General features: G+C 34.5%; 20 protein-coding genes. 10 read left to right on the forward strand and 10 right to left on the reverse strand.

The genetic code is table 11. The features are described from left to right. Positions 1–213 precede the first annotated feature (213 nt). The 8 genes from J2Z26_RS04380 (at position 214) to J2Z26_RS04415 (ending at position 7,492) form a co-directional block, all read left to right on the forward strand. Complete coding sequence (locus tag J2Z26_RS04380) at positions 214–540, forward strand: nucleoside triphosphate pyrophosphohydrolase (protein ID WP_193533994.1); 327 nt, start codon at positions 214–216, stop codon at positions 538–540. Further along, positions 533–2,965, forward strand: coding sequence for a DEAD/DEAH box helicase family protein (locus J2Z26_RS04385; RefSeq protein WP_193533995.1), 2,433 nt, complete (start codon positions 533–535; stop codon positions 2,963–2,965). Before J2Z26_RS04380 ends, J2Z26_RS04385 begins: the two co-directional genes overlap by 8 nt. Before the next feature lie 218 nt (positions 2,966–3,183). Next, positions 3,184–3,852, forward strand: coding sequence for a 7-cyano-7-deazaguanine synthase QueC (gene queC / locus J2Z26_RS04390; RefSeq protein ID WP_193533996.1), 669 nt, complete (start codon positions 3,184–3,186; stop codon positions 3,850–3,852). Beyond that, complete coding sequence (gene queD / locus J2Z26_RS04395) at positions 3,852–4,340, forward strand: 6-carboxytetrahydropterin synthase QueD (RefSeq protein WP_193533997.1); 489 nt, start codon at positions 3,852–3,854, stop codon at positions 4,338–4,340. Before queC ends, queD begins: the two co-directional genes overlap by 1 nt. Next, a complete protein-coding gene (gene queE, locus J2Z26_RS04400; protein WP_193533998.1) occupies positions 4,333–5,061 on the forward strand; it encodes a 7-carboxy-7-deazaguanine synthase QueE in 729 nt (242 codons plus the stop codon). Before queD ends, queE begins: the two co-directional genes overlap by 8 nt. An 82-nt stretch (positions 5,062–5,143) precedes the next feature. Next, the gene (locus tag J2Z26_RS04405) at positions 5,144–5,803 is read left to right on the forward strand and encodes a DUF429 domain-containing protein (protein WP_193533999.1); all 660 of its coding nucleotides are present in this window, start codon (positions 5,144–5,146) and stop codon (positions 5,801–5,803) included. A gap of 466 nt (positions 5,804–6,269) precedes the next feature. Beyond that, positions 6,270–6,860 (forward strand): competence protein ComK, encoded by a 591-nt coding sequence (locus tag J2Z26_RS04410; RefSeq protein WP_193534000.1) that lies wholly within the window; start codon positions 6,270–6,272, stop codon positions 6,858–6,860. Positions 6,861–7,030: 170 nt separating this feature from the next. Further along, positions 7,031–7,492 carry a hypothetical protein gene (locus tag J2Z26_RS04415; protein WP_193534001.1) on the forward strand — a complete coding sequence of 154 codons (462 nt, stop codon included), beginning with the start codon at positions 7,031–7,033 and terminating at the stop codon, positions 7,490–7,492. Between the two features lie 113 nt (positions 7,493–7,605). Here J2Z26_RS04415 and J2Z26_RS04420 read toward each other — a convergent pair whose 3' ends face one another. Together J2Z26_RS04420 and J2Z26_RS04425 are read right to left on the reverse strand one after the other, a co-directional pair. Next, a complete protein-coding gene (locus J2Z26_RS04420) occupies positions 7,606–8,421 on the reverse strand; it encodes a VLRF1 family aeRF1-type release factor (RefSeq protein ID WP_193534002.1) in 816 nt (271 codons plus the stop codon). A gap of 161 nt (positions 8,422–8,582) precedes the next feature. Beyond that, positions 8,583–9,128: a DUF420 domain-containing protein gene (locus J2Z26_RS04425; RefSeq protein ID WP_193534003.1), complete on the reverse strand. Its 546-nt coding sequence runs from the start codon at positions 9,126–9,128 to the stop codon at positions 8,583–8,585. Positions 9,129–9,317: 189 nt separating this feature from the next. On the opposite strand from J2Z26_RS04425, the gene J2Z26_RS04430 reads away from it, so the two are divergent. After that, the gene (locus J2Z26_RS04430) at positions 9,318–9,788 is read left to right on the forward strand and encodes a peptide-methionine (S)-S-oxide reductase (protein ID WP_193534004.1); all 471 of its coding nucleotides are present in this window, start codon (positions 9,318–9,320) and stop codon (positions 9,786–9,788) included. A gap of 110 nt (positions 9,789–9,898) precedes the next feature. Next, the gene (locus J2Z26_RS04435; protein WP_193534005.1) at positions 9,899–10,441 is read left to right on the forward strand and encodes a GNAT family N-acetyltransferase; all 543 of its coding nucleotides are present in this window, start codon (positions 9,899–9,901) and stop codon (positions 10,439–10,441) included. Between the two features lie 71 nt (positions 10,442–10,512). Here J2Z26_RS04435 and J2Z26_RS04440 read toward each other — a convergent pair whose 3' ends face one another. From J2Z26_RS04440 to J2Z26_RS04475, 8 genes are all read right to left on the reverse strand, one after another. Further along, entirely contained in the window at positions 10,513–12,066 is a 1,554-nt protein-coding gene (locus tag J2Z26_RS04440) for a proton-conducting transporter transmembrane domain-containing protein (protein ID WP_193534006.1), read from the reverse strand. A gap of 2 nt (positions 12,067–12,068) precedes the next feature. Further along, entirely contained in the window at positions 12,069–13,538 is a 1,470-nt protein-coding gene (locus tag J2Z26_RS04445; protein ID WP_193534007.1) for a complex I subunit 5 family protein, read from the reverse strand. Positions 13,539–13,562: 24 nt separating this feature from the next. Beyond that, positions 13,563–13,898 carry a sodium:proton antiporter gene (locus tag J2Z26_RS04450; protein ID WP_193534008.1) on the reverse strand — a complete coding sequence of 112 codons (336 nt, stop codon included), beginning with the start codon at positions 13,896–13,898 and terminating at the stop codon, positions 13,563–13,565. Between the two features lie 2 nt (positions 13,899–13,900). Continuing rightward, positions 13,901–14,626 (reverse strand): hydrogen gas-evolving membrane-bound hydrogenase subunit E, encoded by a 726-nt coding sequence (mbhE, locus tag J2Z26_RS04455; protein ID WP_193534009.1) that lies wholly within the window; start codon positions 14,624–14,626, stop codon positions 13,901–13,903. Then, positions 14,626–14,766 (reverse strand): hydrogenase subunit MbhD domain-containing protein, encoded by a 141-nt coding sequence (locus J2Z26_RS22485; protein ID WP_411797406.1) that lies wholly within the window; start codon positions 14,764–14,766, stop codon positions 14,626–14,628. The genes mbhE and J2Z26_RS22485 overlap by 1 nt, the downstream gene beginning before the upstream one ends. A gap of 109 nt (positions 14,767–14,875) precedes the next feature. Then, positions 14,876–15,211, reverse strand: coding sequence for a monovalent cation/H(+) antiporter subunit G (mnhG, locus tag J2Z26_RS04465; RefSeq protein WP_209794300.1), 336 nt, complete (start codon positions 15,209–15,211; stop codon positions 14,876–14,878). Further along, positions 15,204–15,467 (reverse strand): monovalent cation/H+ antiporter complex subunit F, encoded by a 264-nt coding sequence (locus J2Z26_RS22065; protein WP_193534011.1) that lies wholly within the window; start codon positions 15,465–15,467, stop codon positions 15,204–15,206. The genes mnhG and J2Z26_RS22065 overlap by 8 nt, the downstream gene beginning before the upstream one ends. Positions 15,468–15,500: 33 nt before the next feature. Then, positions 15,501–16,007, reverse strand: a complete 507-nt coding sequence (locus tag J2Z26_RS04475) for a Na+/H+ antiporter subunit E (RefSeq protein ID WP_193534012.1) — start codon at positions 16,005–16,007, stop codon at positions 15,501–15,503. Positions 16,008–16,220 lie beyond the last annotated feature (213 nt).

Here is a 16,220-nt window from a genome sequence, read left to right on the forward strand (position 1 = left end):
AACAAGAATTTATTCCCTACCTTTTTAGGTAGTTTTTTTGTGACCTATTTAATTCGAATTGAATCATAAAAATTGACAAGTTATGAATTTTAGTTTTGACTATTCTAAATTCGTAATGTTGTTGAATGACAATTGACTGGCATTAAGTAAAATTTCCAAGCCAATCCTTGGTGTTATACTAAAAAAGAAAAATTTACAAAAGGGGAAGATTCCATGCCAACCTACAACAAACTAGTCCGAGACCTAATCCCAACAATCATCGAAAAATTAGGCAGTAAACCAATCACGCAAATCCTATCAGATGAAGAATACATGATTGAACTAAAAAAGAAAAGCTTCGAAGAATTAGAAGAATACATGAATACAACAAACAAAGAAGATGCACTGGAAGAACTTGCAGACCTTCTTGAAATCTTACATGCACTAGCAGAGGCTAATGGTTCATCTATTGATGAGGTAGAAATGATAAGAGAAAAGAAAGCAGTTGATCGCGGAGGCTTCAAGGATAAAATTTTCCTGGTTGAGGTCCTAGATGACTAACATCAAGTTAATTACTAGTAATTTAAAAGAGGAGCTAATTCAAGGAATTGAAAAGGCTTCTTCTATTTATATTTTGACGTCTTTTGTGATGAAATCTGGAATTCAAGTGCTTAAAGAGTCTTTGAAGAAGGCGGTGGAACGTGGAGCTGATGTTAAGATATGTACAGGTGACTACTTATTTATCACTCAACCAGATGCGTTAAGGGAATTAATAGCTATTGATGAAAGAATTGAAGTCCGTCTTTGGGAAAGTAAAGGAATATCCTTTCATCCAAAGGCCTATATACTTCAGTTTCAGGACGAGGGCTGTTTGATTGTTGGCTCTTCCAATCTTTCTAGATCTGCTTTAACAACAGGAATTGAGTGGAATATTGGCATGGATCAATCAATAGAGAGAGACACGTTCCAAGAGGCTTTGGATCAATTCACAAAGATTTTTTATCATCCTCAGACTATAACAATTAATATAGAAACGATTAAATCTTATGAGAAAGATTATGATAAATACCATCAAGCATATCCTAATCTAGTAAGAAAGTGGACAGAACGAGAAGAAATTGAGTTAACGCTTCCAAATACAGTAGAAGTAGAAACTGAGGAAAGTGAATTTGTTAAAGAAACAGCTGCACCATATGGAGAAATTCAACCTCGTTTTGCTCAAATTGATGCTCTTGAAGAATTGAACACTACCTTAGAAGAAGGCTATTCTTCGGCGATGGTGGTTATGGCAACAGGGCTAGGTAAAACGTACTTAGCAGCCTTTTTTGCAAAAAATTTTAAACGTGTATTGTTTATAGCCCATCGTGAGGAGATTCTTCACCAAGCACGTAATTCTTTTAAAATGGTATTACCTGATAAGGTCTATGGAATATACAATGGTAAAGAAAAAGAAGGCCAAGCTGATACTGTTCTCGCTTCAATTTATACATTAAGTATGAAAAGACACTTAGAATTCTTTGATCCAACTGACTTTGACTTAATAATTATTGACGAATTCCATCATGCTGCGGCAAACTCTTATCAACGTGTTCTAGAATATTTTAAACCATCGTTTTTACTAGGTATCACTGCTACACCAGATAGAAATGATAATCGCGATGTGTATGCGATTTGTGATGGAAACGTTGCTTATCGGATTGATTTTTTGGAGGCCATACAGCATCAATGGCTTGCTCCTTTTCAATATTTTGGAGTTTATGATGATACAGATTACAGTCAAATTACTTGGTTAGGTAATAGATATGCTGAAGAAGAACTACTTCAAATACAGTTAAGAGAAGAGATGGCAGAAAGGATTGTTAATGCGTGGAATAAGCATAAACAAACTCGCACTATTGTATTTTGTTCATCAATCAAACAAGCCATATTTCTTTCGGATTATTTTAATTCAAAAGGCTATAAAACAGTAAGTCTTCATTCTAAGCAAACAGAAATTGGTCGTGCAGATGCGACAAAGCTCTTAGCTAAGGGAAAGCTTGATGCTATTTTTACAGTAGATCTTTTTAATGAGGGTGTAGATATTCCAGTAGTAGATACACTATTATTTGTGCGTCCAACGGAGTCTTTAACAGTATTTACTCAGCAAGTTGGGCGAGGGCTACGGTTACATTCGGAGAAAAGGCACTGTGTAATCATTGATTTAATTGGGAACTATCGTAATGCCGATATAAAACTGAGTTTATTTGATACATCCAGTCGTGACAGGAAGAAAAAGGTAAGCGAAATTCAGCCAGAAGTGCCTATAGGTTGTTTTATTGACTTGGAAGTGCAAGTAGTCAATTTACTTGAAGAATTGGCTAGAAAAAGGCAGCCTAGAAAACAACAGTTGTATGATAGCTATTTTAAAGTGAAACAGGAACTAGGTAGAAGACCTAGCTACTTAGAACTTCATTTAAAAGGAATTGCCGATACAAGTCAATATAAACAAGAGTTCTATTCTTACATTGGATTCCTAAGTTGGGCTGAGGAACTTACTGATGTTGAAAATGAGGTATACAAAAAGTTCAGTGATTGGTTTATAGAAGCTGAGCGTACAAGTATGAGTAAGAGCTATAAAATGGTTGTGTTGTTATCTATGCTATATCGAGGCAAACAAGATTGGTATAAACCAATTACAGCAGAAGAAGTAGCTCCTTTTTTCCATAAGTATTTAACTGAAAAAGAGTACCGTAAACGAATTGATTTTTCCGATGCTGGGTCAAAGAAACTCTGGGAGTACAACGAGGAAAGAATTAGTAAGTTAATAACGACAATGCCAATGACTAAATGGAGTGGTAGTTCCAAGGAACTTGTTAAATTCGTTGATAATCAGTTCTGGATTGATTTAGGTGACGTTGGTTTAGAAGATCAAGACATACTTTTTAAATGGACACAGGAGATATGTGAATATAGATTACATCAGCATTTTGAACGTAAATCTAACTGATAAGAGCTCATTATGGGCTCTTTTTTTAATCCGAATCCCCCCTACCATATTTTTTAATATAAACTCCTCTCAAAAAATATGATATTATAACATTACAAATAATAAATCCGCCCAAAAAGCGGTAGAGGTTCTAGCACCCCTCTCTAAAAAAACTAAGAGGAAGCAGTACTTCTATCTTGGGGGTACTGTTTTTTCTTTTTAAAAAAGGAGTATTTAACATGTTAAAAGATGAAAAGGCAATTGTGGTTTTTAGTGGTGGACAAGATAGTACAACTTGCTTGTTTTGGGCACTACAAACCTTTAAAGAAGTTGAGGTTGTGACTTTTAATTATAATCAACGACATAAACAAGAGATTGAGTGTGCAAAGGCGATAGCAGATGAACTCAATGTTAGGCACCATCTGTTAGACATGCAACTGTTAAATCAGCTTGCTCCGAATGCATTAACTCGTGATGATATAGAGATTAAAGAAGGGGAGAATGGAGAATTACCTTCAACCTTTGTACCAGGTCGTAATTTGATTTTCTTATCATTTGCAGCTGTGTTAGCAAGCCAGGTTGGTGCTAAGCACATCATTACTGGGGTATGTGAAACAGACTTTAGTGGATATCCAGATTGTCGAGATGCTTTTGTAAAATCTCTCAATGTATCAATTAATCTTTCAATGGATAAGCAGTTTGTGATTCATACGCCACTGATGTGGTTGGATAAGGCAGAAACATGGAAGTTAGCTGATGAATTAGATGCACTTGATTTTGTGCGTGAAAAAACACTTACTTGTTATGAAGGTGTAATCGGGGATGGTTGTGGGGAGTGCCCCGCATGTAAGTTAAGAAAAAATGGATTAGACAACTACCTTACTTCACGTGAAAGGAATGAATTATGATGACGAATGATTTCTTTGGTTTTCGAATTGTAGAAAATCTTCAAAAGATGGATAAAGATATCAAAAAGAGTGAACTACAATACCATAAAAAGCGCGTGTTAGTAAGTAAGGAATTTACATTTGATGCGGCTCATCACCTTCATTGTTATGAGGGGAAATGCAAGAATCTACATGGGCATACGTACAAAGTAGTGTTTGGGATTAGTGGTTTTGTAGATGAGATTGGCCTTGTAATTGATTTTGGTGATATAAAAGAGATTTGGAAAAAGGAAATTGAAATCTACCTTGACCATCGTTATCTAAATGAAACGTTACCTAAAATGAATACAACTGCGGAAAATATGGTTGTTTGGATCTATGAGAAGATGATGGAGTCTTTAAACAAGAGATCTGAACAATATAACGGAGTCAGAGTTGAATTTGTTCGTTTATATGAAACACCTACGAGTTATGCAGAGGTAAGACGGGAGTGGATGGAAGTTGAGTAAAGTACCCGTTATGGAGATATTTGGACCGACGATCCAAGGAGAAGGAATGGTCATTGGCCAAAAGACGATGTTTGTAAGAACGGCAGGTTGTGATTATTCTTGCTCATGGTGTGATTCTGCCTTTACGTGGGATGGAACTGGTAAAGAGATGACCAAGCAAATGGAAGCAGAAGAGATTTGGAATGAACTTACATCACTTGGTGGGGAAGGTTTTTCGTTTGTTACCATTTCAGGAGGAAATCCGGCACTATTGAAAAATTTGAGTTTCTTAATTGATCTATTAAAATCAAACAATATAAAAATTGGTCTTGAAACACAGGGAAGCAAGTGGCAGGATTGGTTTTTACAAATTGATGAATTAACCCTTTCTCCTAAGCCACCTAGTTCAGGGATGGTAACGGATTTTGAAGCTCTTGACATGATTATTAACAATCTATCTGAAGGACAAACAACACAGAATACGAGTTTAAAAGTGGTTGTTTTTGATGATGAAGATTACAACTATGCGAAAAAAGTCCACCATCGTTATCCTCACATTCCCTTCTTCCTACAGGTGGGAAATGAAAATAATAAAACAAGTGATAACCTGAAGTTAGTATCACTGTTATTGCAGAAATATGAATGGTTAATTAATAAGACAATGCTAGATCATGAGTGTAAAGACGTAAAGGTTTTACCTCAACTTCATACCTATATTTGGGGAAATAAGCGTGGAGTCTAGCTTTCATTAAAAGGTGTGATTACTTAACAAAGGAAAGGTGATATTAAAGTTCGTCTATTGATTTGCGAAAGTGAGGATCTATATGAGAGTAATTGGAATCGATTTATCAGGGCCAAGTAATCATAAGGATACGGTTCTTACTGTTTTTGAACAAAAGCAAAATGAACTGCAATTTGTTAAGTGGATGAGTAATATAAGTGATCAGGAAATCTTAACTGAGATTTATGAGCAAAGTCAATTAGATGAGGTTGTGATTGGAATCGATGCCCCCTTATCCTATGAGGACGGGGGAGGAGATAGGAAAGGTGATCGGGAACTAAGAAAGTTTATTGTATCTCTAGGAATGAAACCAGGGTCCATCATGCCGCCTACCTTAAATAGAATGGTGTATTTAACATTAAGAGGGATTAAACTTAGTAGAGAAATAGAGAACTTGAACGTCAAGTATCCAATTTCTATAGTGGAAGTTCATCCAGGAGCGGTTATTGGCTCGAGACTATCAAAACAAGACATAGAAGTTGCATTAACTTACAAGCAAGTACGTTCAGCTAGAAGCTTTATTCGGACGTGGTTTACAGAGCAGAAACTTACTCAAATTCCTATTGAAATAGAAGAAGAAAGTCATTCCATTGATGCATGTGCAGCTGCTTTAGGTGCATGGCATTGGAAGGATCCTAAGTATAAACCTAAATGGATATTCAAAGCACAGCCTCCTCTTCATCCTTATGACTATTGTTGCTGATTTGTAAATGGAGAGATGGTCTATTGTGACTGTAACTAGAAAGCCAAAAGTGGTGTTGAATTCAGTTGGGCTATAAACACCATTTTAGATTTCAATAAAATATGCTAAAATGATATTCCTTGGCAGGGGCACAAAAATAAATGGGAAGTAGGAATCCTTATGCTTGATTCCTGCTTCCCATTATTTATTAGGAGTAGAATGTAATAGCTTTCCATATTCGGTAATGGAATTTAAGAAGAAAAGACTTTAACTACCAAGAATTTTGACCCTACCTCTCCAGGTAGGTTTTTTTGTGACCCATCTCACACCAATCCACCCATTTTAAGTGACCTAAATCACAAAATATGACAAAATATGACAAATTATTGAATGTTTAAGAATTACTATTCTAATATTTCATAATATTTTATATAGTATAACTTGTAAGGTTAATTGAAAACTATTATCACTATAAGGAGAGTAGAAAATGAAGATCAAAGAAAATTACTTAATAGGAGAAACAACACTTGCTTTGTTACCATTTGCGCATGAAACATTGCGAACCATGATCATTGATTTGAATGGAGTTTTTTATTGTTCAAGAAAACCGTTTCAGGTGGTAGACGATAGTTGCCAAGATGGGGGAGCTTCGTATGATGGTAGACGAAAAGCGATTAAGCGCTACACTGGCATTACGCAAAAAGTTCCTGCACCGATTAAAACACATGATTACATCTATGCAGTTCCAACACATTCGCCAGAGCAATATGAATGCATTTGGATAATTGCTCATAACTTTATTGATGCTTACCCAGCCAATAATGGTGAAAAAACAATCATTAAATTTAAGGATGATAGCTATATCGAAGTTTCTAATGTGTCTTCTTCTATCATATTTAAGCAGTTAACGAGAACGTGCTTTGTTGCAGCAAGATTTTCTCCATCGAATCGATTTTCATTTTGGATTAACTCTACAGATGGAAGAATTACACGTTCACTTCCCGGGCATACACCACCTGTAAACTTAATACTAGAAGAAAAAGAAGAAGAAAAAGAAAAAGAAGAGATTCACAATTAAAATTACATAGTTGCTTAAGAAAAAACGGACTACTCGCGAATTAAAGGTCAGCTTGAACGATAATTCTAGATTTGTACGTTTTTTTCCTTTGCTGATTCCATCCTTTGAAATATTTAAACTCTAACTCTTAACCGTGTTATACTATAAAAAAGAATTCGGAGTGATTTTTAATGGAGCAAACATTACAATTAATTCTCAATGACCTAAAAGAACTGAAAGAAGGACAGCAAGAACTGAAAAAAGGATATCGAGGACTGCAAGAAGTACAGCTAGAATTGAAAGAAGGACAGCGAGGACTACAAGAAGTACAGCTAGAATTGAAAGAAGGACAGCGAGGACTGCAAGAAGTACAGCTAGAATTGAAAGAAGGACAGCGAGGACTGCAAGAAGTACAGCTAGAACTAAAAGAAGGACAGCAAGGACTACAGGGAGACGTTTCTAGTATTAAAGATAATTTAATCAATGGTCTAGGACCATACTTTGAACACATTGAGAAACATATTGATGAAAGGACAGGAGAACTTAAAGATACACTAGAAGATCAACAAAGGATCATTGATACTTTAGCGGCTCGTTCTGTGAAGCACGAAAGTGAAATAAAAGACCTTAAACACCTATTGAAGAACCAATAAGGAGCGATTCCCCCTGTTTTTCATTATGCTTTTCACATCAACTTTGGTAACAAATAATGAACAACAAAGTTAGCCAGTCCTAAAACAAGGACTGACTTCATTTTATGCAATCTTTATTTATTTACATCAAACAATTTTTCAACAACCCTATGTTCATTCTCATTAAATAAATTTTTTTGAATAATAGTATCTATTTGCTTATTCATATTCTTATCAAGCATTTTTCCTTCTTCTTTATCTCCAACTAAGATCACTTTCTCAAATTTTTCATCTGCAATTTTTTTATCCAGCTTACTACCAAGACTTTTTATCCAGCGATATTGATTTTCCTTCACACGATCTTCAAAGTGATCCACTTGGTTAGCACTTTTCACTGCTTTACCCCCCATGCTTGAATTAACATGGGAAGGACCTTCATTCTTTCTCCAATCATCAAACACTAGATCAACTTCAATCGTTTCTGAGCCTTCCAAATGGGCAAAGTTGGTTTTGAGGATTTTTACTTGATTTTGCTGCATGAGTATTAAAGCTGTTAAGGGATATTGTTTATGCAATTCAGTCAGTTGGTCTAATACAGGTCTCTCTTCCCAATAAAACCTAGTTTCAACGGGAACCTGTAATTCAAAGACTTCCCAAACACCACTATCCTCAGAAGCAAAAATGACAATCCCACGCGGCCGTTTTCTTCCTAAGTTCTCAATATACTTTTCTACTTTCTGACGAATTGAATGTAGACGTTTCAGCTCTTCCTCACTACTAACCTTCAAATATTCTTCTAATCTATTAAATCCAGTTTTCAAGGCAATCTTCCACTTACCGTCCTGCTGTTCTTGATCTCTTCGATCTGTGTTTAAATATAACGATAACATCTTATCTGGTTTTTGCAGAATCAAATTTCGTAATTTGGCAATTCTTTCCTGATAAATCATAGATTGAATACCTCCTATATGATGATTTATTATGTTTTTCCACTAAAAGGTCTTAGATAAACATACTGAACCTAAATATTTGATAGGTAACACCTCTTATCAGTTGCCAAGTATGCAAAAAAAGCGTCCCTTAAGGACGCTTACTCTCTCAAACTATTCACTTAATAATATGGTGAAATCATCACGTAAATAAGTACTCCTGTTAAGCTTACATATAACCATAAGGGCATGGTCCACCTAGCAATTTTTTTATGTCGCTCGTTTTCCATATTCCAAGCTCTTGCAACCGAGGTTAATGCAAGTGGAACAATAATGGCTGCCAATAGAATATGTGTGATTAAGATAAAATAATAAATAAAGGCTATTAATCCTGTACCACCGAATGGTGTTGACTCAGCTATATAATGATATGTCGTGTAGGTGAGCAGGAAGAGTGCTGTAGTTGTAAAAGCTGCATAAATAAAGCGACGGTGTACTTGTACATTTTTCTTAAGAATGGCAATAAGTGCTCCAACAAGAAATAGAAATGTGAAGCTATTAAAAATGGCATTCAGTAAAGGTAGAATAGTAGGATCAAAAGCAGTAAAATTCTCTACTCCTGGTATCCCCGCTAAAATAAAGATTACACTATTCAGAAGTATTGTCGTAACAATAATAAACGGTTTGTAATTTCTCTTTTTTCCTAATTGCTTCTCATCATAGTTCATTGATTTACCTACTTTCTATATGAATCAAGTTTTATTATAATACAATTTACATAATAGATAACTTATTTTTTACATAGTATTATTATTAAATAATGGAATTTAAGTATATGCATATAGATTACCTTTGAATTTGAATGCTCGTAAAACTTTAAAACTTAAAGTATTTTATAAACAAAGAGGAGAGTTATTATGGAAGTAGTATATTTGGCAGGTGGATGTTTATGGGGAGTCCAAGCTTTTATAAAAACATTACCTGGTGTTACGTTTACAGAAGCGGGGAGAGCTAATGGAACAAGTCCTACACTTGAGGGTGATTATGATGGGTACGCGGAGTGTGTAAAAACAGAATTTGATCCGACGGTTGTAACAATCAGTGAATTAATGGGGTATTTATTTGAAATCATTGATCCATACAGTTTAAATAAACAAGGCCAGGACGTTGGCGAGAAGTATAGAACAGGAGTATATAGTGAAAAGCCTCAACACTTAAAAGAGGCGAAGGCGTTTCTTAGTGAGAGGGATGATTATGACCTTATAGTAGTTGAAGTACTGCCTCTTACAAACTATGTTATAAGTGCAGAAGAACATCAAGATCGATTAGCTAGATGTCCAGATGATTATTGTCATATTCCAGAAGAAATATTAAATAGATATAAGTAAGTGGTATAACTACATAAGAAAGAAATTCAAGACTATCTAATCAAGCAGACACTTTTAATAGGGAGTAATGAATTATTACAATGAAGTTTTAGTATGTGGAGGTTGTTTTGGTGGTCAATGTAGATATTAGAAGACCTAGGATTGAGGATAGAGAGCAATTAATAGATTTTTTTAAAATTGTGATTATAGATACATTTACTAAAGAAGGCATTGGAGAGAAATTGGATGATATTAGGGATGAAATTAAAGTAAAAGAAAAATATTTAGAAAGTGACTTTTCTAGCAACGGTGAAAAACGCTTTTTTTTGATAGCTTTGGATGATAGAACTGGTAAGATTATTGGTTCAATTGAGTTTGGACCAACAAGTAATCTTATTATCAATTGTACAAACGAACAATTCAAAGAGCTAATGGAGGTTGGTACAGTTTTTGTTCATCCAGACTACCAAAGGATTGGCGTAGGGAATTTGCTACTGAACAAGATGTATGCTATTTTGCAAAATAAAGGGATAGAGGAATTTTGTTTAGATAGTGGGTATAGTAATGCTCAACATATCTGGAGAAAGAAATTTGGAGAACCTGATTACTGGTTAAAGGATTATTGGGGCAAAGGGTATGATCATATGATATGGAAAATCAAATTGAGCAAATAAAACAGAGGGACGGATCTTATGTTTCTATCGTTTAACTTAACGAAGCAAATATAAGATCCGTCCCCGTGTTTTTAAACCATCAATAACAACAATATTATTAATGTGGTAGCTGCCCATACCAAATATCTACTTAACCTTCCATCATGATAATTACTTAACTTATTGCCTGTAGCTACAAAAAGTTTAGCTATTCCTCGATAAATATCAAAGTGTAGAAGTCTCTCATAGTTCTTCACTAAATATTTCTTTAGTAAAATAAAAACAGCTATTGACCAGAGAATGGACTTAATCCCACTTAACATATGCTTTGTATCGAAATAGTTAATATCCACATGAATATTCGATACATACTCTAACAGAAAAGGATTAATACCAATTACTATCATCAATAGAGCTAAAATACCCATTCCTACCTGCATACTGAAGGCTGGCTTTTTTTCTACGATAATCGTGCTCTTTTTAAAAAATGCATAATAGATAAATTTTAAAAACATGAGAGAAGTCCCAAAACTCATCAGGTTAAAACCCCAAGTTAAAAATGGGTCATGTATAGCATCTTTAATAATGGTTTTACTCATATATCCATTAAAAAAAGGAACTCCAGTTATTCCGAGAATTGCAACCAATGTTGCTATCAAAGTAACAGGAAGTTTTCTGCGAATGCTCGCTAAATTTTCAAAAGTATCCTTCCCTGTTGTATAAATGACAACTCCCACTGCCATAAATAATACAGTTTTATATAATATGTGATTCACCAGGTGAAACATTGCTCCTGCTATTCCATCTTCGCTACCAATACTAATACCAACAATCATAAAACCAACCTGTACCATAATGGAATAGCTTAAAAATTTACGAACTTGGTACGCCCTTAAGGCCATTACAATTCCAAATAAAGCCGAAATAACACCGGCATAAGCTAACATTTTTATACCGGGTAGTAGAAGGGCCATGACGTATACTCCCACTTTTGTCGTATAGATTGACAAGACGACTGCAACATAAAAAGGTGCTTTGCTGTAAGCGGGAGGCATCCACGTATGGAAGCCGACAAAGGCTAATTTTACGGCTATTGCAATCATAACAAAAGGGATTCCAGCCTCTATAGCATTCAACGATAAACTACCTGTAGCTGAATACTGTAAAAAGATTGCCCATAATAAACTTAAGCTACCTGCAACGTGCATTAGAAAATAATAATACCCCGTTTTTTTAGTAAAATCACTTGTCATTAGAATAAGAAAAGATGAGCTAATGGTCATTAACTCCCAAAAAATATAGAGAGTAAACAGATCACCGGCAAAAGCCACAGTCAGGGCACTACCAATAAACATAAATATTAATCTTAAATTAGCCCGAGAACATATCGTCATTGAATAAATGACAGCAGCCAAGCCACCTACCGCAAAAATGAATCCTGTTAGTTTGCTGAGATTATCTACTTTTAAAGGAACTAAAGTGTACTTAAGAAAATCCAGTTGAAAACTGTAACCAGGTAGTAAATAAAAAGTAATAATTAGGGCTCCTACAGTAATAAGCAAAGAAATGATGTATTTAATTTTATAATTAAGAGGTAAGAGTAAGAGTAAAGCACCTAGTATATATAAAAGACCTGGAGTAATCATCCTCAACCTCCTAGTAATATCCTAATGTATTCCCCATTATCAAGTAAGTAGTTCGGAATTTTATTAAGTAGATGTAAAGGTAATGAAGGGACTATACCAAATACAATACATAAACTGCCGACGAATATAGTCGGTAATTTTAAAGTTAAACCTGGTTCTTCCATTGGTTGTTGTTTTTCTTCTTTTGTATATAATGTAATGATTACTTTTAAGTAATACGTTAAAGATAAAAACGTTCCTACCAGAATAAAAAAGGCAGCACTAACATAACCAGCTTCTAGAGCTGCTTCAACAATGAGCCATTTACTCATAAAGCCATTGAAGGGAGGCAAGCCGACGATTGCAAGGGAAGCAACGACAAAAGTAAAAGAAAGTACCGGGAATTTATAACCTAGCCCTTTAATATCTTTTATATCAACAGCGCTTACACTATAAGAAAAAATACCGGCAACGAAGAATAAAGTTCCTTTCATGATGGCGTGATTTAGAATATGAAAACTTCCGGCGATTAATCCACTTTCACTCCCTACAAAAAATCCGATAGTGATATACGCTATCTGAGCAATACTAGAATAGGCAAGAAGCCGGACTAAATTTGATTGCTGATAAGCTAAAGAATGAGCAATTAGAAATGTAATGACTCCCCAGAAAACACCAATGTTTAACATTCCACTTTCTTTGAGAAAATCAATTCCAAAAATAATATATAAAACTCTGATTAATGCATATACAGCGGATTTCATCACCAATCCCGAAGATAAGACATTATAAGGGATAGGAGAATCTTCATAAGCATCTGGTAGCCAAGCATGGATAGGAATTAACCCTATCTTTATGCTATAACCAAAAACAAAAAAGGCCATAAGTGTACTCTTTATCTTAAAAGGAATGTCTATAAAAGCTAGAGAGATTTCTGCCATGTTTAGAGTTCCAGTTAAATAGTAAGTTAAAATGGTAGCGAGTAAGATAAAAAAGCTCCCCAATGTAGACGTTAGCAAATACTTAAAAGTACCTTCTATTCCTTTATCCGTATTTTTCAAAGCCGTCAAAGCGATAGAGCTTAGAGAACTCACTTCCAAAAATACATACAGATTAAATAAATCAGTAGTAAGAACCATTCCTGCAATACCGGCTATCATTAAATAGGTAAAAATAAAATACGTGTGTTTATGAGTGATATTAATATATTTCAAGGAAAATATAATAACTGGCAAAAATAATAGTGCGATTATTAACAAAAACATGGTGGAAAAAGGATCTACCATTAAATTTATTCCCAAGCGGCCCCAACCACCAACACTATAAACGTTAGGGGAATCACTATTCTGGATAACTAAAATTAATAAAAAAAGATAAATGATCGCACTACCGGTTACGAGAGGGAAAAATATCTTTTTAAAATAATATTTAAATATTCCAAGAAAAAATGCGGTTAATAAAGGTAAGATGATAACCCAGACAGCCGCTTCCATTTATTAACCTCCCGAAACTAAAAATTATCCTCTCAATTTTCTAATCTCATCAATGTTTAACGTTCCATATCTTTTATATAACTTAATTACCAAGGCTAGCATGACAGCTGTAACACTTCCCCCAATTACAATTGACGTTAGGGCCAGTGCCTGAGGAATTGGATCAACGACTGTATCATATCCTTTGTCTAAAATAGGTGCAGTTCCACCCGGTTTATAACTGACGAGTATGAATAATAAAATCAAAGTAGATTCTACAATTGCAAATCCAATAGCAATTTTGATTAAATTTTTATGGAAGAGTATTGCATACATTCCTAGACAGAATAAAATAATTACAACAACAAATGGTATTTCCACTATTATTTCTCCTTAATTAAACTATTAAAAATGATAACCAGACCAGCTCCTACTTTTAGACCAATCATTAAATTTAAGTAAGGTATTAACCCGCCACTAATCAATTCTCCTGTATTTCCCGGACCAAAATTAGCTTGTCCGTTTGCCAGAAAATTGCTTCCAGTCAGTACTCCTAATAATCCCAGTAAAATAAAACCTATCGCTCCTAGATCTTCTACTAACTTTGTTCTGGCAGGTTTGAATTTAAATTCAGAAACTTCAACACCATAGGTAATTGTCAGTAGAACCGGAATGATAGAAAGAACAACTCCTCCAACAAAACCTCCACCAGGACTTAGATGACCAAACAATATTAAATACGCTGCTAACACTGCTAAAAAAGGGAGTATCATTTTTATCGTTGTATCAACAATCACAGTGAATTTAGTACTCTGCATTGTGGCTATGCTAACGGGAACCAGAAAAGCTAAAATAGAAGCAGCAGTTAATATCACAGTTGCTTCACCCAACGTATCAAAAGCTCGGTAATCAAGTAGGACTGAAGCAACTAAATTTATCGCCCCTGTTTCTTGTACCCCTTCAGATATATAGTGTTCAGATAGATATCTTTTACCATCGTTACCAAAATTATGTGTTTCAAAGAATATAAGTAATAAGAATAAGGCCAATGCTACAACAAGGCCTATTTTATAGACGTTTTTAAACAATTCATTTAAGCTACTACTCATCATTCATACTCCGTTTTATGTATCGTAATAACAAAGAAAACAGTTGTTAAGCCAGCAGTCATTACCGCTTCAGCCAAAGCAACACCTGGAGCCTGTAGTATGACAAAAATTACGACTAGAATTGCACTAAATATGGGGATGGTAATAACTGAGGTTGATATATCTTTTGTAAAAACACAAAAAATGCGGTAATTAGTAAAAAAAGCATTAACAAATTAAGTAGTAGATCTATCACGACTTTACCTCCAATTACTTATCAATATCATTTTCTGAGATTGTTTCTGATACTAAATCAAAATTAGTTGAAAGACGGACTATAACATGAGTGGCTATCGGATTTGTGAGTAATAAAAAAGTGAGCATTATAATGAGTTTTAGAGAATCAAAGCTAATTCCTTCAACCAAGATACACCCGATTAAAACTGAAATACCCCCGGCGATCAGACATTTAGAGCCAGCATGTAACCGAGTATACAAATCAGGAAAACGAATCATTCCAACAGCAGTACTTAACAAAAAATAACTACCTATTATGAAAAATACATAAGCAACTATTTGTATTAAAATAGTAATTAAATTAATCACCAATTCCTCCTTCCTCTGGTTTTCTTAAATATTTAGCCATAATTAATACAACGATAAATAATAAAGCCCCATAAACTAAAGCCACATCAATAAAAATTTTCCTATCGAAATAATAACTTAATAAAACTAAAACTAATAAAAACATGACACCTATTGTATTCATAGCAACGATTCTATCAGGTAAACTAGGACCTTTAATGACCCTATAAAAAGTTAATAAAGCAAATAACACAATAGCTAGTATTAAATAGAGCACTACGATCACACTCCAAATTCAGTAAATGAGGAATTAATCAACTATTTTAGCTATTAACTTCTCATGTTTATGGATAACTGCTTTCTTTGTTTCTGCTTCATTGTCACTGTGAACATCTATCCAGTGAATAGTATAGTTTTTAGTTGAGATATCGATATCCATTGCCAGAGACCCTTGAGGTATCGTGATAAAATTGACTGAAATTGCAGTACTGCTTCCATTTTTATGAGATGTTTTTACTCTTTCGATTCGGGGAGAAAATGAAGGCTTAATTGCAAATGCTTGTATGGATACTCTGACTGCAGATAAAAATACATCAAATATATGAGCACAGATCACTAAAAGTATGTAATATGCTTTAATAAAAAGTCCTTTCATCCCAAATTTCATTTGTACTGACCCAAACACAATATCTGCCATCATTAGCGCTATAATAGAGCAAATAATCGTACCCAACAAAAATACCTCGATATTAATCCGGCCTGCAAAAACAAACCATAAAGCCAATGTTAGAATAAATAATACTAATTTTTTCTTCAAATTGAAGTACCTCACTTTACATTCCAGTAATGGTAAACGAATACAGTAGTTCTTATTATCACCATAGGGTTCGTTATTATTATTAAAAATGACCTAAGTTTGATACAGAGGGACGGTTCTCATGTTTCTTTCGTTTTGCTAAACGAAAGAAACATAAGGTCCGTCCCAGTGTTTCTCCAGTGTTTCTGGGTGATTGAGTCTGACACAAATGAT

It is taken from the genome of Cytobacillus luteolus (assembly GCF_017873715.1).
In the GTDB taxonomy this organism is placed as follows: domain Bacteria; phylum Bacillota; class Bacilli; order Bacillales; family Bacillaceae_L; genus Bacillus_BV; species Bacillus_BV luteola.